This window comes from Pseudomonas sp. LRP2-20 (assembly GCF_024349685.1).
Taxonomy (GTDB): Bacteria; Pseudomonadota; Gammaproteobacteria; order Pseudomonadales; family Pseudomonadaceae; genus Aquipseudomonas.
The window spans coordinates 5,427,647-5,445,718 of the sequence record NZ_AP025944.1 but is presented as its reverse complement, the minus strand read 5'-3'; the positions used below and the strand labels follow the sequence as shown (position 1 = coordinate 5,445,718).

The window sequence follows — 18,072 nt, the reverse complement described above, 5'->3', positions numbered from 1 at the left end:
TGCTAAGCATCGAACTTTTCGATCTTAAGCCACGGTATTCAACGAGCGCACACGCGGCGACCTGCTGATACAATCGGCTCACGAGAAATTTCCTACTTATCCAGGAGCACAACGTGCCCGTCGTCTTTGTTGCCGCCTCGAAACTCCCGACTCCCTTTGCGATCTTCACCATGCATGGCTTCCTCGACGAAGCCACTGGCCGTGAGCACGTGGTGCTCAGCCTGGGTGATATCGCCGACGGTGAGCCGGTGCTGGGGCGCCTGCATTCCGAGTGCCTGACCGGCGATGCCCTGTTCAGCCAGCGCTGCGACTGCGGTTCGCAGCTGGAAGCCGCGCTGCAGGCGATCGCCCGCGAAGGCCGTGGCGTGCTGCTGTACCTGCGTCAGGAAGGCCGTGGCATCGGCCTGTTGAACAAGATCCGCGCCTATGAGCTGCAGGATGGTGGTGCCGATACTGTCGAGGCCAACGAGCGCCTGGGCTTTGCCGCCGACCAGCGCGACTACGCCATGTGCCTGCCGATGCTGGAGCACCTGGGCGTGAAATCGCTGCGCCTGATGACCAATAACCCGCGCAAGGTCAAGGCGCTGACCGACATGAACATCAAGGTCGCCGAGCGCGTGCCGCTGCACACCGGCCACAACCCGCACAACCGTTACTACCTGGCGACGAAGGCCGGCAAGCTCGGCCACATGCTGGGTAACGAGCACCAGGGCGAGGTGCCCCAGGCGTGACCCGCGGCGAGGTCAAGCGGCGCCTGGCGCTGGCCTGGTGGCAGTACCTGGCGGTCGGCCTGGTACCGCTACCGATCATGGCCTGGGCCTTTGGCGGCGGCGATGCGCTGATCCCGGTGCTGGCCATGCCGCTGTTCATCGCCGGTGCCGCGACCATGTTCCTCAGCCTGCCGCGTTTCGGCGCCTACAAGCGGGCGCTGATCGCCACCTCGAAGGTGTTGGGCACGGCCGAGGAACCCGCCGCCTGGATCAACCTGGCGCGGGTGCGGCGCATGGCCATGCTGTTTGCCTGCTTCCCGGCCTGGGTCGCCGCGCTGTCGGTGCTGGTCGGGCTGGAGGCGGTACCGCAGATTCTCCTGGCGCTGTCCACCGTGGTGCTGCTTTACCTCTACCGTATTCCGCGTCAGCTGGGCTGATGCGCGTTCTGCTCTGCCTGCTGGCGCTGCTGGCCGTTACTGCAAAGGCCGGCGAGCCTTTGCGCGTGGTCAGCCTGGCGCCGTCGATGAGCGAAATCATGCTCGAACTGCACGCCGATGACCTGCTGGTGGGTGTGCTCGATGGCGGCGAGCGACCGCAAGCGCTGCAAAGGCTGCCCTCGGTCGGGCGCCAGGGCCAGCTGGACATGGAAACCCTGCTCAGCCTCAAGCCCGACCTGCTGCTGCTCTGGCCCGGCAGCGTGGCACCGGCACAGCGCGACCAGCTCAGGCGCCTGGGCATTGCCACTTACAGCGCCGAGCCCCACGACCTGAAGCAATTGCTCGACCAGATCGAGGCCATCGCCGTGCGTGTCGGCCGGGGCGAGCAAGGCCGGCCCTATGTGCAGGCCCTGCGCGAGCGGCTGCAGCAGCTGCGCCAGCAATACAGGCGCGAGCATCCGGTGCGGGTGTTCTATCAGGTGTGGGACCGGCCGCTGTACACCTTGGGCGGGCAGCAGGTGGTCAGCGATGCCCTGGCAGTGTGCGGGGCGCGCAATGTCTTTGCCGATCTGAGTCAGCCAGCGCCGCAGGTGAATGTCGAGTCGGTGCTGATGCGCGACCCGCAGGTGATCCTGGCGGCCGATGAGGCGCAGCTGACGAGCTGGAAGGCCTGGCCACGGCTGAGCGCGGTGGCCGGGGACGGCTTGCTGGTGGTGCCGGACAAGGGGCTGGAGCGGCCCAGCGGGCAGATGATCGAAGCCACCGCCCGCCTGTGCGTGCTGCTGGCGGCTAGAGTGCCGGCGTCCAGGTGATGCTGAACAGCGCGGTGCGGCCTTCTTCGCGGTAGCCGTAGCTGGCCCCGTCGAAGCTGTAAAGTGCCCGGTTGTAGTCCTTGTCCAGCAGATTATCCAACTTCATTTCAAGCTTCACCTCGTCAGTGGCCGCCCAGCCCGCACGCAGGCCAAACAGGCCGTAACCGCCCAGGCGATTTTGGTTGGCTTCATCGTCGTAGCTGGCGCTGACGGCTTGCCAGCTGGCGCCTGCATTGAACTGTCCGAACTGGCGGTCCAGGTCCAGGCTCAGGGTGCGCCGAGCGCGGCGGGCGAGGGTGTGGCCACTGTCGCGGTCGCGTGGGTCGATCAGGGCCAGGCCAAGTTGGCTGCGCCATTCGCCCCATTGCTGGTCGAGTGCCATTTCCAGGCCGTTTATGCGCGCCGAAGCCACGTTCTGCGGGATCGAGTCCTGGCCGAAGATGATCGCATCGCGCAGGTCGGTGCGGTACAGCGAGGTTTCCAGGCGGCTGTCGTGGGTCAGCTGGCTACGCCACTGCACTTCATAGCTCTTCGAGCGCTCGGGCTTGAGGCCCGGGTTGCTGAACTGCGGGTAGTACAGGTCATTGAACGTTGGGGCGCGGAAGCCTTCGCTGTAGGACAGCAGTACATCGTTCTGGGCATTCAACGGCACGGTGAGGCTACCGCTCCAGGTAGTCTGGCCGCCGAATTGCTGGTTCTGGTCGCGCCGTGCGCCAAACTCGGTGGAAAAGGCTTCGCCGCTGTAGCGGTGCTGGATGAAGGCCGCACGGTTCCAGCGGCTGTCCTCGGTGAAGTCGGTGCTGCCGTGCACGCGATCTTGGTACCAGTCACCACCCAGCAGCAGGTTGTGCCGCTCGGCCAGGGCCAGGTCGTTCTGCCAGGTGACCTGGTCGCGGTAGGTGTTGAACACGAAACGCTCGTCGCTGAGCTTGTCGCGTTTGTCGTCGCGGTTTTCGCTGTGGCCAAGCTCCAGGCGCGAATGCCAGAGGTCGTTGAGCTGAGCATCGAAATAGCTGCCCAGGCTGCTGACGTTGAAGTCGGTGTAGGGCTTTTGCCCAAAGCTCTGGAAGGTGACCGGGTCGAAGCGACCGAATGGGTTGTCGTATTCGCTGCGGCCGCGGCTGTCGAGCAGGTTCAGGCCGGCTTCGAAGCGCTCGCCGAAGGTGTGGCTCAGGCTCAGGTTGAGCGATTTGTTGCGGTAGGCGTCATGGTCGCCATCGCTGGCAAACGACGGCCCGGTCGAGTCGATGCCAGCGGTTTCATCGAGGCTGGCGCCGAGGTTGAAACGGGTGGCGTCGTCACCGCCAGACAGCCCCAGGCTGCGCTGGAACGTCTGGTTGCTGCCCGCCGCCAGGCGCAGGCGCGGTTGCAGGCCGGGGCCGCTGCTGCGGCGGGTGAAGATCTGGATCACCCCGCCGATGGCATCACTGCCATACAGCGCCGAGCGCGAGCCGCGCAGCACTTCGACCCGCTCGATCTGGTCGACATCGAGAAACTGCAGGCCACTGTCGCCGGAGGTGGCGTTGGCGATGCGTACGCCATCGACCAGCACCAGGCTCTGGGCGGCCTTGGTGCCACGGATGAAGATGCCTGGCAGGCTGCCACGGCCACCGGTGGGGGCAACTTGCACGCCGGGCACCCGGCTGAGCAGATCGGTGACGCTACCGGGTTGCAGGCGGTCGATGTCGGCGCGGGTGAAGACGGTGTTGGCGGCACTGGTGGCGGTGCGCGACTCGACCTGGCGGTTGGCGCTGATCAGGGTGTCGGGGAGCTTGAGGGCATCGTCGCGCTCAGCGGCCAGCAACGGCAAGGGGAGGCAGAGCAGCGGGGCAAAGCTCAGGATTTTCATGGTCATTACCAAAGCATTCGCGGGCAAACCCGCTCCCACAGGGTATCTCAGCACCTGTGGGAGTGGGCTTGCCCGCGAAAGGGCCCTAGAGCCCGAGCTTGGCCATGCGAGCTTTGACAGAGGCCTCGATGCCAGCAGCATCCAGCCCGCACTCGGCCAGCATCTGCGCAGGCTTGGCGTGCTCGACGTAGATATCCGGCAGCCCCAGGTGCAGCAGCGGCTTGACCACAGCTTCGTTGGCCAGGAACTCGCCCACGGCAGCCCCGGCGCCACCCATGATGCTGTTCTCTTCGATGGTCACCAGCAGCTCGTGGCTGGCAGCCAGTTCCAGCACCAGGGCCTCATCCAGCGGTTTGACGAAGCGCATGTCAACCACGGTGGCGTTGATCTGCTCGGCAACCTGCAGGGCCTCGGCCAACTGCACGCCGAACACCAGCAGGGCAACTTTCTCGCCCTGGCGGCGAACCACGCCCTTGCCGATTTCCAGCGGCTCGAGGTCGCCGCTGATCGGCGCGTTCGGGCCGGTGCCGCGCGGGTAGCGCACCGCAGCCGGGCCGTCGAACAGGTGGCCGGTGCTGAGCATCTTGCGCAGCTCGTTCTCGTCGCTTGGGGTCATCACCAGCATGCCCGGGATGCAGCGCAGGTAAGACAGGTCGTAGCTGCCGGCGTGCGTCGGGCCGTCTTCGCCCACCAGGCCGGCGCGGTCGATGGCAAACAACACGTCGAGGTTCTGCACCGCCACGTCGTGGATCAGCTGGTCGTAGGCACGCTGCAGGAAGGTGGAGTAGATCGCCACCACCGGCTTGCTGCCTTCGCAGGCCATGCCGGCGGCGAGGGTGACCGCGTGCTGCTCGGCGATCGCCACGTCGAAATAACGCTGTGGGTAGCGTTCGCTGAAGGCGACCAGGTCCGAGCCTTCCTTCATCGCCGGGGTGATGCCCACCAGGCGGTTGTCGGCGGCGGCCATGTCGCACAGCCACTGGCCGAACACGGCGGAATACTTCGGCCCGCTGACTTTCTTCGGCGCAGCCGGCTTGTCGGCAGGCTCGAGCTTGGTGATGGCGTGGTAGCCGATCGGGTCGATCTCGGCCGGGGCGAAGCCCTTGCCCTTCTTGGTTACCACGTGCAGGAACTGCGGGCCCTTGAGGTCACGCATGTTGCGCAGGGTGGCGATCATGGTCGGCAGGTCATGGCCGTCGATCGGGCCGATGTAGTTCCAGCCCAGCTCCTCGAACAGCGTGCCCGGCACCAGCATGCCCTTGGCATATTCCTCGGTGCGACGGGCGATTTCCCAGGCACCGGGCAGGCGCGACAGCACTTTCTTGCTGCCCTCGCGCATGCTCGCGTAGGTGCGGCTGGAGAGGATCTTGGCCAGGTAGTTGGACAAGCCGCCGACGTTGCGCGAAATCGACATGTCGTTGTCGTTGAGGATCACCAGCATGTCGGCGTTGACTTCCTGGGCGTGGTTCAACGCTTCGAAGGCCATGCCGGCAGTGAGGGCACCGTCGCCGATCACGGCGATCGACTTGCGCGCGCTGTTCTGCAGGCGGGCGGCAATGGCCATGCCCAGGGCAGCGCTGATCGAGGTGCTGGAGTGGCCGACGCCGAAGGTGTCGTACTCGCTCTCGCTGCGGCGCGGGAAGGCGGCGATGCCGTCCTTCTGGCGCAGGCTGAGCATGCGCTTGCGGCGCCCGGTGAGGATCTTGTGCGGGTAGGCCTGGTGGCCGACGTCCCACACCAACCGGTCATCCGGGGTGTCGAAGACGTAGTGCAGGGCGATCGTCAGCTCGATGACGCCCAGGCCGGCGCCGAAATGCCCACCGGTCTGACCAACGGTGTAGAGCAACTCCTGGCGCAATTCGTCGGCCAGGGTCTCCAGGTCGGCTTCGGCCAACCGGCGCAGGCCGGCAGGCGTGTCAGCGCGGTCGAGCAACGGCGTGACCGGGCGTTCGCGGGGGATCTCTTGAAACGTCGTGGGCATCAGGCGAGTCGTTATAGGTGTGAAGACGCGGCAGTTTACCCCATTGTGGGAAAAGTGCCCATTCGACCACGGGTTACGCGGACCCTGTGGCAGCGGGTAAACCCGCATCCACAAGGGATTGCAGTCAAGCCTTAATGACGGCGCTCGACGATGTAGCGCGCCAACGCCCGCAGTGGCTCGGCAGTTTCACCAAACCCTTGCAATGCGACCAGCGCCTGGTCGCGCAGTTCGATCGCGTAGGCCTTGGCGGCTTCCAGCCCCAGCAGCGCCGGGTAGGTCGGTTTGTCACGGGCGATGTCGGCACCCTGGCGCTTGCCCAGGGTGGCCGTGTCGCTTTCCACGTCGAGGATATCGTCCTGCACCTGGAATGCCAGGCCGATGGCCTGTGCATAAGTCTGCAGGGCATCCAGCTGCGCCTGTTCGGCGCGGGCACTGGCCAGGGCGCCCAGGCGCACGCTGGCTTCGATCAGCGCACCGGTCTTGTGCCGGTGCATGAATTCCAGGGCTTGCTGGTTCAGCTTCAGGCCGACCGAGCCAAGGTCGATGGCCTGGCCGCCGACCATGCCCGCGGGGCCAGCAGCCTTGGCCAGGGCCTGGACCATGGCCAGGCGGATGCTGTCGGCCTGCGGGCTCAGGCGTGGGTCGAGCAGGGCGCTGAAGGCCAGGCTCTGCAGGCCGTCACCGGCGAGAATCGCGCAGGCTTCGTCGAAGGCTTTGTGGGTGGTTGGCTGACCACGGCGCAAGTCGTCGTCGTCCATGGCCGGCAGGTCGTCATGGACCAGCGAATAGGCATGGATCAGCTCCACAGCACAGGCTGCACCGTTGGCTTGCTCGGCTGGCGCGCCCAGGGCTTCGCAGGCGGCATAGGCAAGTAGCGGACGCACGCGTTTGCCGCCGTTCATCACGCTGTAGCGCATGGCCGCATAAAGGCGCTCCAGTTCTTTGGTCGGAGCGATGAACAGCGGTTCGAGGGCGGCGTCGACACGGGCCTGGCAACTGGCCTGGTAAGCGCTGATCATGCTTCTGGCTCCGCATCGAACGGCTGTGCGGCGAGTTCGCCATCACGTTCCAGCAGGATCTGCACTTTCTGTTCGGCCTGGGCCAGGGCCCCCTGGCAATCGCGCGTCAGGGCGATGCCTTGCTCGAACGCGGCCAGCGAGTCCTCCAGCGACAGTTCGCCGTTCTCCAGGCGCTCGACCAGGGCTTGCAGGTCGGCGAGGGATTGTTCGAAATCAATGGAGGCTTTTTTGCGGGCCATGGCGACAGTCTCGGTGGCGGGTCAGAACCGCGCGACGTTAGCAGAGCGGGGCGGGGGGAGCAAACTTCAGGCTACCTGAGGCTGGATTTGCCGGCCTCTTCGCGGGCAAGCCCGCTCCCACAGTCATCTCACCGCCCTCAAGCTGTGTGAGATCCCTGTGGGAGCGGGCTTGCCCGCGAATGGGCCGCAAAGCGGCCCCGTGCGACAGATCAGGCAGGCTCGGCTTCCAGCTCGACCATGGCCTCACGGCACCGCGCCAGCTCTTCGATGGTCAGCACCGGCAGGTTGTATTGCCGTGCATACACCGACACCTGCTCACCCCGCGCCATGCTGCCATCGGGGTTCATCAACTCGCACAGCACTGCCGCCGGCCGTAGTCCGGCCAGGCGTGCCAGGTCCACCGAGCCTTCGGTATGCCCACGACGGGTCAGCACGCCACCATCCCGCGCGCGCAGCGGGAACACATGGCCAGGGCTGACGATATGGCGTTGCTCGGCGGTCGAGCGCAGCGCCGCTTCGATGGTGGTGATGCGGTCTTGCGCGGAGACGCCAGTGCTCACGCCTTCGGCTGCCTCGATGGTGACGGTGAAGCCCGTGCCATGCCGGGCCTGGTTGTTTTGCACCATCGGCGCCAGCTGCAGGGCATCGACAGTGGCTTCGTCCAGGCACAGGCAGACGATGCCGCTGCAGTCGCGGATCATCATGGCCATGGTCTGCAGCGACAGGTTCTCGGCGGCGGCAACGATATCGGCTTCGTCCTCGCGGTCGTCATCGTCGAGCAGCAATACAGGGCGCCCGGCCTGGAAGGCGGCGATGGCGGCGGACACATTGGGGAATTGTTTTTGCAGCAAAGGGGACATGAAACGCTCCTCGTGATTGATCGATGAACGTCTCGGGGCGAACAAAATGCGCGCGCAGGGGCGCCCGAATGGCCCCTGCCTGACGCCTTCTTTCATCCGGACTATGACCGTCGGCTCTGGAGTTGCACCAGATCTGCTGACCCCCGGCATGGCCGGGGCGCTCGCGGGCTCATCTTTCGATTTACCGCCGGTGGGGACTTTCACCCCGCCCTGAAGACCGGCCAAGCATACAGCACTGTGCAACCGTTCTGGCAACCCGCAGTTCTACGACCTTCGGCGGTATCATGCAGGCATGGCTCAACAGGAACAGCTCCATGGACATTCTCCAGGTCGCCGGCGGCAAGCCGGTCAAACTGTGGACCGACGGCGTGCCGGTCGAAGACGACGCTCGCCGGCAACTGCTCAATACGGCGAAGATGCCGTTCATCTTCAAGCACCTGGCGGTGATGCCGGATGTGCACCTGGGCAAGGGCTCGACCATTGGCAGCGTGATTCCCACGCTCGGTGCGATCATCCCCGCCGCGGTGGGGGTGGACATTGGCTGCGGCATGATCGCCGCGCGTACCTCGCTGCAGGCGCGCGACCTGCCAGACAACCTGCATGGGCTGCGTAGCGCCATCGAACAGGCGGTGCCCCATGGCAAGACCTTTGGCAAACGCGACCAGGGTGCCTGGGACAAGGTGCCGGGTTCGGCGGACAAGGCCTGGGGCCAGCTCGCCGGGCGCTTCAAGGCCATTACCGACAAGTACCCGCGCCTGGAAAAGACCAACAACCGGCACCACCTTGGCACCCTGGGCGGTGGCAACCATTTCATCGAGGTGTGCCTGGACGAGGCTGACCGGGTCTGGTTCATGCTGCACAGCGGCTCGCGCGGCGTGGGCAATGCCATTGGCAACCTGTTCATCGAACTGGCCCAGGCCGACATGCGCCAGCACCTGGCCAACCTGCCGGACAAGGACCTGGCCTACTTCGAGGAGGGCAGCCGCCATTTTGCCGACTATGTCGAGGCGGTGGAGTGGGCGCAGGAATTTGCCCGGCGCAACCGCGAGCTGATGATGCAGGCGGTGGTCGCAGCCACCCGCAAGGCACTGGGCAAACCCTTCGAGGCAAGCCTGGAGGCGGTCAACTGTCACCACAACTATGTGCAGCGCGAGCAGCATTTCGGGCGCGAGGTACTGGTGACGCGCAAGGGCGCGGTGTCGGCGCAGAAAGGGCAACTGGGGATTATCCCCGGCTCCATGGGCGCCCGGAGCTTCATCGTGCGGGGGTTGGGTAACGAGGAGTCATTCTGCTCCTGCAGCCATGGTGCGGGCAGGGTGATGAGCCGGACCAAGGCCAAGAGCCGCTTCACCGTGGACGACCAGCGGCGGGCCACGGCGCATGTCGAGTGCCGCAAGGACAAGGACGTGATCGACGAGATTCCGATGGCGTACAAGGACATCGATGCGGTGATGCGGGCGCAGAGCGAGTTGGTGGAGGTGGTGCACACCCTGCGGCAGGTGGTTTGCGTAAAAGGGTGACTTGTACTGGCCTCTTCGCTGGCCCGCTCCCACAGGGATCGCATCTGTTTGGAAGTGGCTGCAGGACCCGTGGGAGCAGACTTGCCCGCGAAAGGGCCCGACGTTTCGCATCGAATCCCGCATCCCCTCACACCCAGCGTGCAGCAAAAAAGTGAGCTAACCGGAAGCTGACGCAAATGTAATGTTGGTATCAGCCAGCTGTCAGGGCCTGCCATCTACGGTCATTGAAGACGGGTATTGCTGTCACGCCTGCCGTTATCGGTAGCAATGGTTTCAAATCCCCTGATGGGTTCGTGAACACAAGTCGATGATGGCGGACAAGGCGTGTCATCCGTAGCCCAGGCCACTACGGCCTGCGTTTTCTAGCAAAGACTTGTGGGATCCCGAAGAAAGCCGGGGCTGTGATCGAGCGGCCCGGATATCAGCGAATTATCTGACTGACTGGACACTACGGCATGCAAAGCAAAACCACGAGACGATCTTTCGTCAAAGGCCTGGCCGCTACTGGATTACTGGGTGGACTGGGCATGTGGCGCGCGCCGGTCTGGGCTGTTACCAGTCCGGGCCAGCCGAATGTTCTGACAGGCACCGATTTTGATCTCTACATCGGTGAGTTGCCGGTCAACATCACCGGAGCAACTCGCACAGCCATGGCAATCAATGGTTCGCTTCCGGGGCCGATCCTTCGTTGGCGGGAGGGAGACACTGTCACGCTGCGGGTACGTAACCGCTTGAAACAGGACACTTCTATCCATTGGCACGGCATCATCCTACCGGCGAACATGGACGGTGTGCCTGGTCTGAGCTTTCATGGCATCGCACCCGATGGCATGTATGAGTACAAGTTCAAGGTCCATCAAAATGGGACCTACTGGTACCACAGCCACTCTGGGTTCCAGGAGCAGGTCGGGGTCTACGGCGCCCTGGTCATTGATGCCAAGGAGCCAGAGCCATTCACCTATGATCGCGATTATGTGGTCATGCTTAGCGATTGGACTGACGAGGATCCTGCCAGGGTCCTGTCCAAGCTCAAGAAGCAGTCGGACTATTACAACTACCACAAACGCACCGTGGGCGACTTCGTCAACGACGTAGGCGAGATGGGATGGTCGGCTGCGGTGGCGGATCGAAAAATGTGGGCTGAAATGAAAATGAGCCCTACCGACCTCGCTGACGTAAGTGGCTACACCTACACCTACCTCATGAACGGGCAGGCCCCCGATACGAACTGGACGGGCCTCTTCAAGCCTGGTGAGAGAATCCGGCTGCGTTTCATCAACGCTTCGGCCATGACGTACTTTGATTTGCGTATCCCTGGCTTGAAAATGACGGTCGTGGCTGCTGATGGGCAGCACGTCAAACCGGTCACGGTTGATGAATTCCGTATCGCAGTGGCTGAAACGTTCGATGTCATTGTTGAACCGGAGGACGAGCAGGCTTACACCATTTTTGCTCAATCCATGGATCGCACAGGCTACTCCAGAGGCACCTTAGCCGTTCGCGAAGGTATGCAAGCTGCAGTTCCGGCAGTTGATCCTCGCCCTCTCATTTCAATGAGCGATATGGGTATGGATCACGGCAGCATGGCTGGCATGGACCACGGCAAGATGGCGGGGATGGACCATGGCAGCATGGCCGGCATGGACCACAGCAAGATGGCTGGGATGGACCATGGCAGCATGGGAGGCATGGGCGGCGCCATGCAGTCTCACCCAGCCTCAGAAACAAACAACCCCTTGGTCGACATGCAGACTATGAGTCCAACGCCTAAGTTGGACGATCCAGGAATTGGCCTGCGCAACAATGGAAGGCATGTCCTGACCTATGCGGATCTGCGAAGCACGTTCATTGATCCGGATGGACGTGAACCAGGGCGCACCATCGAGCTGCATCTCACAGGCCATATGGAAAAGTTCGCCTGGTCCTTCGACGGCGTGAAATTCTCCGATGCTGAACCCCTACGCCTCAAATATGGCGAGCGTCTGCGTATCACTTTGGTCAACGACACCATGATGACTCACCCCATCCACCTCCACGGAATGTGGAGCGATCTGGAAGATGAGGACGGTAACTTCATGGTTCGAAAACACACCATCGATATGCCACCAGGCTCAAAACGAAGCTACCGAGTAACTGCGGATGCTTTGGGCCGATGGGCCTACCACTGCCACCTACTGTTCCATATGGAAATGGGCATGTTCCGAGAAGTTCGCGTGGACGAATGAACTGGAGATCCAAAATGAACAAACCAATGAAGCGAAACGCCTTTTTCCTCTCTGCCGCGATGGCTGGTCTGTTTGCTGTTTACGCTCCTTCGTCGTGGTCCGGCGACAACCATGAACAGCACAGTCAGCAGTCTGCCGATGCCGCGAAATCGAAGGGTTCTCAGGGCATGGATCATGGCTCCATGAAGGGTATGGGCCACGACACCATGAAAGGTATGGACCATGGCTCGATGGAAGGTATGGATCACAGCAAAATGATGGAATCGCATGGCAGCGATAAAGCTAAGGCAGGGAAAGATGACCAATAGCCTGGCACGACCATCGCTGTTGGCATTGACCGTTTCATTCAGCATGCTGGGTGCTGCGCCCAGCTTTGCTGCTGAGGAGATGGACCATTCGGCAATGGGGCATGGGTCCATGGAAATGGATTCCGCTCCGTCGGCGGACCCGATGCCAGGTATGGACCACGCGCACATGGACCACAGCAAGATGGACCATGGCAGCATGCAGGGGATGGACCATGGTGCCATGGATCACTCGATGATGAACCATGGCTCTGATGCCCCAACGACGACTAGCCGTACTCCGATACCTGTGCTGACGGATGCTGATCGCCAAGCTGCCTTTCCTCCGTTGGGCGGGCATCAGATGCATGACAGCGCGATCAACAGCTTCTTCTTGCTAGACAAGCTTGAGTACCAGGATGCAGACGAAGGCAGCGCGCTGGCTTGGGAAGCCTCTGGATGGGTTGGCGGCGATATCAACCGGCTGTGGATCCGCTCCGAAGGTGAGCGGACCAATGGCGTCACCGAGGACGCTGAGTTGCAGCTTCTGTATGGGCGCTCCGTTAGCCCATGGTGGGATGTGGTCGCTGGGGTGCGCCAGGATTTCCAACCAGGATCACCACAGACATGGGGCGCTTTTGGTATCCAGGGCATGGCGCTCTATGACTTCGAAGCCGAAGCCACAGCGTTCATCGGTGAGAATGGCCAGGCAGCTGCTCGGCTGGAGGGCGAATACGACATTCTTCTAACCAATCGCCTGATCTTGCAGCCAACCGCTGAAGCTAATTTCTATGGCAAGAACGATCCCGAGCGCGGAGTGGGTTCTGGCCTGGCAAACACCGAAGTCGGTCTGCGCTTACGGTATGAGATCGTGCGCCAGTTCGCGCCCTACATCGGCGTAACCTGGAACCGCTCCTACGGCAAAACGGCAGACCTGATTCGTGATGAGGGCGGGGATGTCGATGAGGCGCGTTTCGTAGCCGGCATTCGGCTGTGGTTTTGAGAGCTCGACATGAAGAGAACAATTACAACGCTGTTAGCAGCGATCCCTCGCCATGGCGAGGAAAGCATGCACGGCCGGGAAGTGAGGATCATCAGCACCGGGGAAAGGTACACACCCATGAAGGCTAGCAGCCGCTTTCTCAGGTCGGCCGCCTTCGCGGCGGTTCGAGGCTGATATGGCAAAGCTTCAGGTGGCTTCAAGAGATGAGGATTATTTTCAGTGGGGCATTAAAAAGCCGGCTTGTGGCCGGCTTCTCGGGGACGGTTCCGACTAATTTATGGTAAGTCGCAGCCGCCTTAACTGTGTGGCCATCAAGGGCCTGAAAGAGATGGCAGACGGTCGTGTGGAGCGTCGCCGAGCCCTCTGGAACGCGGCTTGCGCCGGCCGGGGCTGAATGTGCAGCGTAGCATACAAGGGCTGGCGCGGTATGCCCAGCAAAAAATGGCACAGAGTGTGTCAGTCGGGGCGTCTCTGGCGGTAATGCGACCAATGGAACACCCAGCCGAGTATCTCCAGCTTCTGCGCATCGCACTGTAAGGGTGTGTAGCGCTCCACGATCTCGCGCAGGTTATGGCTGTGCAGGCACAGGGTGCCCCGGTGACCGAGGCTCAGGCTGTTCACCCTGAGCCTGCCGTTGTGCAGCAGGGCATAGATCTCGCCATCAACCACGCGGGTGAAGCTGAGGTCGATCGCCAAGATGGCATCGCGCGGGATCCACGGCGCCATGTTGGCGGCAGGCATGGTCATGCAGATGGCTTTGTCCTCAGGCACGGCCAATGCCTCCAGCGCAGATGCCGGCATTGCCAGGCAGTGATGGTCGATCGCCACGAGTTGGCCATTGCGCAGTTCGTTGAAGGGCACTTGCACCAGGGGAGGATGCGATATCGAAGGTAAACCGGGTGTTTCTACAGGCGTTGACTGGGGCGCGTACATGCGTAGAAACGAATGCGGGTGTTTGGGGCCTTCGCCAGTTTGCAGCCAGCGGCGCTGCACACAGAACAACTCGGCCATTTCGTCGAGGCGGGCAATGGGGATGCCGCGAGTGAACCAGTTGTTGATGTGCTGCGACGTAACGCGGCGCTGGGCAGCGAAGTCTGAGGGAGTCAGGCCACATTCCCGAAGGAGTGCCTTGAGGCGTTCACCGGATCTGTTCATGAGACCGAGTGTAGCGGCCGGTTGCCAGTAACGAAATGAACGGGATGTTGACATGAACGGCGTGAAAAATGCCTTCATGTAGGGCGAAGGTGTAGGACTACGTAGGACTTTTTACCTGTCTTAAGTATGACCCATAAAAAAGCCCCGCCGAGGCGGGGCTTTTTCTGCAAAGCGGTATCAGCCCTTGTAGGCAGCAACCGATTTGGTGATCGCAGCGCGGGCGGCGTCGGCGCCTTCCCAGCCTTCGATCTTGACCCACTTGCCCTTCTCGAGATCCTTGTAGTTCGCGAAGAAGTGCTCGATCTGCTGGATCAGCAGGGCTGGCAGGTCGGTGTATTCCTTCACGTCGACATACAGCTGGCTCAGCTTGTCGTGAGGAACGGCGATGACCTTGGCGTCGCCGCCGCCGTCGTCGGTCATGTTCAGCACGCCGACCGGACGGGCACGGATGACCGAGCCTGGGGCTACCGGGTACGGGGTCACGACCAGCACGTCCAGGGGATCACCGTCGTCCGCCAGGGTGTTCGGGATGAAACCGTAGTTGGCCGGGTAGAACATCGGGGTGGCCATGAAACGGTCAACGAACAGGGTGTCGCTGTCCTTGTCGATTTCGTATTTGATCGGCGCGTGGTTGGCCGGGATCTCGATAGCGACGTAGATGTCGTTCGGCAGGTCTTTGCCAGCCGGGATCTTGCTGTAGCTCATTGGGCAGTGCCCCCGTGTTTGATCAAAAAAGTGGCGGCGATTATAGGCACATTCCGCCAGGCCATGCCACGCCTGGCCTGATGTGCGGGCAGATGTGCGGCCGCATCAGGCGTGGCTTTGCCGGTACTCCGGGTGCTCGGCTTGCAGCCGCATGAGGCGCGCCAGCGGATCCTGGCGGTAGAACAGCGACAGCTGCTGGTACACCTGTGGATAAGCCTGCTGTAGCAGGTCGGGTGCGCTGAAGAAGTATTCGCTGGTGACGGCGAAGAATTCCGCCGGGTTTTCCGCAGCGTAGGGGTCGATGGCGGTTTCTGCGTCGGGGTCAGCGTCGAGCTGGTGATTGAGGTCGTCATAGGCCTGCTGCATGGCGGCGGCCCAGTCTTCCACGCGCATGCCCGGGTGCAGCGGCGGCAGGCCGTTGGCATCGCCATTGAGCATGTCGAGCTTGTGCGCCAGTTCGTGGATCACCAGGTTGTAGGCTTCCCAGCCGCCACTGGCCAGCACGCCGGCCCAGGCCAGGATGATCGGCCCCTGCTGCCAGGCTTCGCCGCTGTGCTCGGCATCCCACACGTGCTCAACCCCGCTGGCATCGCGGTGGCGCTGCGGGCTCTTGAAGTCGTCGGGGTAGAGGATGATCTCGTGGAAGCCCTGGTACCAGTTCAACTCGCCCAGGTGCAGCAGCGGCAGCTGCGCCTGGGCGGCGAGAAACAGGCGCTGCTCGTCGTCCAGTTCGACCCCGGGGAGGGTGGTCAGGTGCTTGTCGAGCAGGAACAGGATGCACGCTTCGCGCAGCCATCGGTCTTCATCGGCGCTGATGCCGTCGAGCATCGGCAGGCGATCGCGGATCACCTGCCATTGCCGTGCATCGATCGGGTAGCGCGCGAGGGTGCGCTTGCGCCGCCAGGCGCTGTAGGACCACATGTCTGCTGTCAGTGGGCCTTGGCGGTGCGACCCAGGCGGCTACGCAGCAGGCCGAGGATCATCGGAACCAGCGAGAGCACGATGATGCCGACCACCATCAACGACAGGTGCTGCTTGATGAACGGCACGTTGCCGAAGAAGTAGCCCAGGGTCACCAGGCCGCCGACCCACAGCAACGAACCGGCCACGCTGAAGCCAAGGAAGCGCGGGTAGTGCATGTGCGCGATACCGGCCACGAACGGCGCGAAGGTGCGCAGGATCGGCAGGAAGCGCGCCATGGTCACGGTCTTGCCACCATGGCGTTCATAGAATTCGTGGGTGCGTTGCAGGTAGTCGCGGCGGAAAATTTTCGAGTTGGGGTTGCTGAACAGTTTTTCGCCGGTGGTGCGGCCGATGATGTAGTTGGTACTGTCGCCCAGGATGGCCGCCGCCATCAGCAGGCCCGCCAGCAGGACCGGGTCCATGCCGCCACCGGCGGCCACGGCGCCGGCGATGAACAGCAGCGAATCGCCCGGCAGGAACGGCATCACCACCAGGCCGGTTTCGCAGAAGATGACAGCGAACAGGATCGCGTAGATCCAGGGACCGTAGTTGGTAACCAGCAGATCGAGGTAGGTGTCGAGATGCAGGATTAAGTCCAGCGGGTTGAATTCCATGTACAGCACCTGTGTTCTAGACCCGTTTTACGGGCACGCGATGACGGACAATGCCCTGGGTGTCGGCATGATGACCTGTGGATGGGTAAAATTTCACACATGGCAGGTCGATGCATTATACGGCGAAGTAGGAAACCTGCCCGGCGAGTTTGTAGCGGGGGGTTACGACTTGAACATGTACTGGCCTTTTCGCGGGTAAACCCGCTCCCACAGGTATTGCACCGCTTTTGAGCTTTGCGTAGTGCCTGTGGGAGCGGGTTTACCCGCGAAAGGGCCGGAGCGGTCAGTCCTGATGGATCGGTAATATGTAGCTCTCGAACTCGGTGTCCTTGCGAAAGCCGATCGATTCATAGGTCTTGCGCGCCACCTCGTTGTTGGCGCTGGTCGATACCCGCATGCGCACTGCCTGGCTTTCCTTGGCCATTTTCTTGGCCTCGCGCATCAGGTGGTCGGCCACCAGCATGCGCCGCGAGTCTTCGGCGACGAAGATATCGTTGAGGATCCACACGCGTTTCAGCGATAGCGACGAAAAGCTCGGATACAGCTGGCAGAACCCCAGGAGCTTGTCTTCATCCTCATCCGGCAGGGCCAGGTAGATCACCGACTCCTTGTACTTCAGGCGTTTCTCCAGAAAGGCACGAGAGCTGTCCGGATAAGGGAGCTGCCCATAGAACTCGCGGTATCTGACGAACATTGGAGTGAGCAGGTCGAGGTGTTCCAGGGTTGCCTTGATGATGCGCATGTGCGGCCCTCAGAGTCCATTAGGGGAAACAGCGGAATGCCTGCGGCTTTCCTGGGCATGCTGCCCCAATGCTGGCCATCAGCGCAATCCGCCTTCCGTTACATGTTTTTTAACGTTCGCCGAGCAGGAAGTTGCCTCGCTGGGTGGGGGCATTTTCGCTGTCGATACCAGGGACCTCGGCTTCATCCTTCAGGTTCACACCGGAAAGCTGCCGCCGGCAGGCTTCGCGCATCAGGTATAGCAGGCGATGGGCCGCCATGCCGTAGCTCAGGCCTTCCAGGCGGATGTTGGAGATGCAGTTGCGATAGGCATCGGTCAGGCCGACCTTGGGCGCGTAGGTGAAATACAGGCCGAGGCTGTCCGGCGAGCTCAGCCCCGGACGTTCACCGATCAGCATCACGGTCATGCGTGCACCGAGCAACTGGCCGACTTCGTCCGCCACTGCCACCCGGCCTTGTTCCACCAGCACCACCGGGGCGCTGGTCCAGCCATCGGCGGCGGCCTGCTCCTCGAAGCGGGCCAGGAACGGCAAGGTATGGCGGTGCACGGCCAGGGCCGAGAGGCCGTCGGCGACCACGATGGCCAGGTCGACGCCGTCGGGGTTGGCCTGGGCATGCTGGCGCAAGCGTTCGGCCGAGTCCTCGTTCAGCCGCCGGCCGAGATCCGGGCGTTGCAGGTATTGGTGGCGGTCGCTGGCAGCGCTGTGCAGCACCAGGCTGTCGCGGCCTCTGTCCTTGAGCTGTTCGCTAAGGGCCGCGTGGTCGAAGGCCAAATGCACGGCGTCGCGGGCCTGGGCGTGGGCGAACTGGAAGTCCAGTTGTGCGCTGGTAGGCAGGCTGGTGCCGCAACGGCCCAGGGCGATACGCGCCGGGGTGAGGTTGCGCAGGGCCAGCCAGGGGCTTTCCTGGCTAGAGAGCGGGGTAGAAGGCTGGGGTGGGGTACGGTCTGCCATGG

At 62.7% G+C, this 18,072-nt stretch carries 18 protein-coding genes and 1 riboswitch; of the genes, 7 read left to right on the top strand and 11 right to left on the bottom strand.

The genetic code is table 11. The annotated features are described in order from the left end of the window. Nucleotides 1–113: 113 nt before the first annotated feature. Genes ribA through OCX61_RS24440 form a run of 3 tightly spaced genes read left to right on the top strand, consistent with a single transcriptional unit; the run spans nt 114 to nt 1,959 of the window. Complete coding sequence (ribA, locus tag OCX61_RS24450) at nt 114–731, top strand: GTP cyclohydrolase II (protein WP_085677098.1); 618 nt, start codon at nt 114–116, stop codon at nt 729–731. Further along, entirely contained in the window at nt 728–1,147 is a 420-nt protein-coding gene (locus OCX61_RS24445) for an MFS transporter (RefSeq protein WP_261941741.1), read from the top strand. Before ribA ends, OCX61_RS24445 begins: the two co-directional genes overlap by 4 nt. Next, nucleotides 1,147–1,959, top strand: coding sequence for a cobalamin-binding protein (locus tag OCX61_RS24440; RefSeq protein ID WP_261941740.1), 813 nt, complete (start codon nt 1,147–1,149; stop codon nt 1,957–1,959). The genes OCX61_RS24445 and OCX61_RS24440 overlap by 1 nt, the downstream gene beginning before the upstream one ends. Here OCX61_RS24440 and OCX61_RS24435 read toward each other — a convergent pair. The 5 genes from OCX61_RS24435 to ribB all read right to left on the bottom strand — a co-directional run bounded on the left by OCX61_RS24435 (nt 1,937) and on the right by ribB (nt 7,907). Continuing rightward, entirely contained in the window at nt 1,937–3,808 is a 1,872-nt protein-coding gene (locus OCX61_RS24435; RefSeq protein WP_261941739.1) for a TonB-dependent receptor domain-containing protein, read from the bottom strand. The two genes, OCX61_RS24440 and OCX61_RS24435, sit on opposite strands and share 23 nt — an antisense overlap. Before the next feature lie 85 nt (nt 3,809–3,893). Next, nucleotides 3,894–5,789, bottom strand: a complete 1,896-nt coding sequence (dxs, locus tag OCX61_RS24430) for a 1-deoxy-D-xylulose-5-phosphate synthase (protein WP_261941738.1) — start codon at nt 5,787–5,789, stop codon at nt 3,894–3,896. Nucleotides 5,790–5,920: 131 nt separating this feature from the next. Continuing rightward, nucleotides 5,921–6,808 carry a (2E,6E)-farnesyl diphosphate synthase gene (gene ispA, locus OCX61_RS24425; RefSeq protein ID WP_261941737.1) on the bottom strand — a complete coding sequence of 296 codons (888 nt, stop codon included), beginning with the start codon at nt 6,806–6,808 and terminating at the stop codon, nt 5,921–5,923. Next, nucleotides 6,805–7,047, bottom strand: a complete 243-nt coding sequence (locus OCX61_RS24420; RefSeq protein ID WP_008092375.1) for an exodeoxyribonuclease VII small subunit — start codon at nt 7,045–7,047, stop codon at nt 6,805–6,807. The genes ispA and OCX61_RS24420 overlap by 4 nt, the downstream gene beginning before the upstream one ends. 209 nt (nt 7,048–7,256) lie before the next feature. Continuing rightward, nucleotides 7,257–7,907 (bottom strand): 3,4-dihydroxy-2-butanone-4-phosphate synthase, encoded by a 651-nt coding sequence (ribB, locus tag OCX61_RS24415; protein WP_261941736.1) that lies wholly within the window; start codon nt 7,905–7,907, stop codon nt 7,257–7,259. Nucleotides 7,908–7,987: 80 nt separating this feature from the next. Beyond that, nucleotides 7,988–8,129: riboswitch (FMN riboswitch) on the bottom strand. Nucleotides 8,130–8,221: 92 nt separating this feature from the next. Here ribB and OCX61_RS24410 point away from each other — a divergent pair. The 4 genes from OCX61_RS24410 (at nt 8,222) to OCX61_RS24395 (ending at nt 12,939) form a co-directional block, all read left to right on the top strand. Then, the gene (locus OCX61_RS24410; protein WP_261941735.1) at nt 8,222–9,427 is read left to right on the top strand and encodes an RtcB family protein; all 1,206 of its coding nucleotides are present in this window, start codon (nt 8,222–8,224) and stop codon (nt 9,425–9,427) included. 455 nt (nt 9,428–9,882) lie between these two features. Continuing rightward, the gene (locus OCX61_RS24405) at nt 9,883–11,652 is read left to right on the top strand and encodes a copper resistance system multicopper oxidase (RefSeq protein ID WP_261941734.1); all 1,770 of its coding nucleotides are present in this window, start codon (nt 9,883–9,885) and stop codon (nt 11,650–11,652) included. Nucleotides 11,653–11,666: 14 nt separating this feature from the next. After that, nucleotides 11,667–11,960 carry a hypothetical protein gene (locus tag OCX61_RS24400; protein WP_261941733.1) on the top strand — a complete coding sequence of 98 codons (294 nt, stop codon included), beginning with the start codon at nt 11,667–11,669 and terminating at the stop codon, nt 11,958–11,960. Then, complete coding sequence (locus tag OCX61_RS24395) at nt 11,950–12,939, top strand: copper resistance protein B (RefSeq protein WP_261941732.1); 990 nt, start codon at nt 11,950–11,952, stop codon at nt 12,937–12,939. Before OCX61_RS24400 ends, OCX61_RS24395 begins: the two co-directional genes overlap by 11 nt. A 456-nt stretch (nt 12,940–13,395) precedes the next feature. On the opposite strand, the gene OCX61_RS24390 is transcribed toward OCX61_RS24395, so the two are convergent. The 6 genes from OCX61_RS24390 to eutC all read right to left on the bottom strand — a co-directional run bounded on the left by OCX61_RS24390 (nt 13,396) and on the right by eutC (nt 18,070). Beyond that, the gene (locus OCX61_RS24390; RefSeq protein WP_261944361.1) at nt 13,396–14,094 is read right to left on the bottom strand and encodes a LexA family transcriptional regulator; all 699 of its coding nucleotides are present in this window, start codon (nt 14,092–14,094) and stop codon (nt 13,396–13,398) included. A 177-nt stretch (nt 14,095–14,271) separates the two neighbouring features. After that, nucleotides 14,272–14,799, bottom strand: a complete 528-nt coding sequence (ppa, locus tag OCX61_RS24385) for an inorganic diphosphatase (protein ID WP_003255365.1) — start codon at nt 14,797–14,799, stop codon at nt 14,272–14,274. 105 nt (nt 14,800–14,904) lie between these two features. Continuing rightward, nucleotides 14,905–15,720, bottom strand: a complete 816-nt coding sequence (locus OCX61_RS24380; RefSeq protein ID WP_261941731.1) for a M90 family metallopeptidase — start codon at nt 15,718–15,720, stop codon at nt 14,905–14,907. 8 nt (nt 15,721–15,728) lie between these two features. After that, nucleotides 15,729–16,376, bottom strand: a complete 648-nt coding sequence (locus OCX61_RS24375) for a DedA family protein (RefSeq protein WP_152956248.1) — start codon at nt 16,374–16,376, stop codon at nt 15,729–15,731. Nucleotides 16,377–16,659: 283 nt separating this feature from the next. Next, a complete protein-coding gene (locus OCX61_RS24370; protein ID WP_261941730.1) occupies nt 16,660–17,118 on the bottom strand; it encodes a GNAT family N-acetyltransferase in 459 nt (152 codons plus the stop codon). Nucleotides 17,119–17,227: 109 nt separating this feature from the next. Further along, entirely contained in the window at nt 17,228–18,070 is an 843-nt protein-coding gene (gene eutC, locus OCX61_RS24365) for an ethanolamine ammonia-lyase subunit EutC (protein ID WP_261941729.1), read from the bottom strand. Between the last annotated feature and the right edge of the window lie 2 nt (nt 18,071–18,072).

What these genes read in the sequence shown, in the direction of transcription:
- dxs (WP_261941738.1), bottom strand. Translation starts at nt 5,789, where the DNA reads ATGCCCACGACGTTTCAAGAGATCCCCCGCGAACGCCCGGTCACGCCG.
- OCX61_RS24410 (WP_261941735.1), top strand. Translation starts at nt 8,222, where the DNA reads ATGGACATTCTCCAGGTCGCCGGCGGCAAGCCGGTCAAACTGTGGACC.
- OCX61_RS24400 (WP_261941733.1), top strand. Translation starts at nt 11,667, where the DNA reads ATGAACAAACCAATGAAGCGAAACGCCTTTTTCCTCTCTGCCGCGATG.
- OCX61_RS24405 (WP_261941734.1), top strand. Translation starts at nt 9,883, where the DNA reads ATGCAAAGCAAAACCACGAGACGATCTTTCGTCAAAGGCCTGGCCGCT.
- OCX61_RS24395 (WP_261941732.1), top strand. Translation starts at nt 11,950, where the DNA reads ATGACCAATAGCCTGGCACGACCATCGCTGTTGGCATTGACCGTTTCA.
- eutC (WP_261941729.1), bottom strand. Translation starts at nt 18,070, where the DNA reads ATGGCAGACCGTACCCCACCCCAGCCTTCTACCCCGCTCTCTAGCCAG.
- OCX61_RS24380 (WP_261941731.1), bottom strand. Translation starts at nt 15,720, where the DNA reads ATGTGGTCCTACAGCGCCTGGCGGCGCAAGCGCACCCTCGCGCGCTAC.
- OCX61_RS24435 (WP_261941739.1), bottom strand. Translation starts at nt 3,808, where the DNA reads ATGAAAATCCTGAGCTTTGCCCCGCTGCTCTGCCTCCCCTTGCCGTTG.
- OCX61_RS24420 (WP_008092375.1), bottom strand. Translation starts at nt 7,047, where the DNA reads ATGGCCCGCAAAAAAGCCTCCATTGATTTCGAACAATCCCTCGCCGAC.
- ppa (WP_003255365.1), bottom strand. Translation starts at nt 14,799, where the DNA reads ATGAGCTACAGCAAGATCCCGGCTGGCAAAGACCTGCCGAACGACATC.
- OCX61_RS24375 (WP_152956248.1), bottom strand. Translation starts at nt 16,376, where the DNA reads ATGGAATTCAACCCGCTGGACTTAATCCTGCATCTCGACACCTACCTC.
- OCX61_RS24370 (WP_261941730.1), bottom strand. Translation starts at nt 17,118, where the DNA reads ATGCGCATCATCAAGGCAACCCTGGAACACCTCGACCTGCTCACTCCA.
- ispA (WP_261941737.1), bottom strand. Translation starts at nt 6,808, where the DNA reads ATGATCAGCGCTTACCAGGCCAGTTGCCAGGCCCGTGTCGACGCCGCC.
- ribB (WP_261941736.1), bottom strand. Translation starts at nt 7,907, where the DNA reads ATGTCCCCTTTGCTGCAAAAACAATTCCCCAATGTGTCCGCCGCCATC.
- OCX61_RS24440 (WP_261941740.1), top strand. Translation starts at nt 1,147, where the DNA reads ATGCGCGTTCTGCTCTGCCTGCTGGCGCTGCTGGCCGTTACTGCAAAG.
- OCX61_RS24390 (WP_261944361.1), bottom strand. Translation starts at nt 14,094, where the DNA reads ATGAACAGATCCGGTGAACGCCTCAAGGCACTCCTTCGGGAATGTGGC.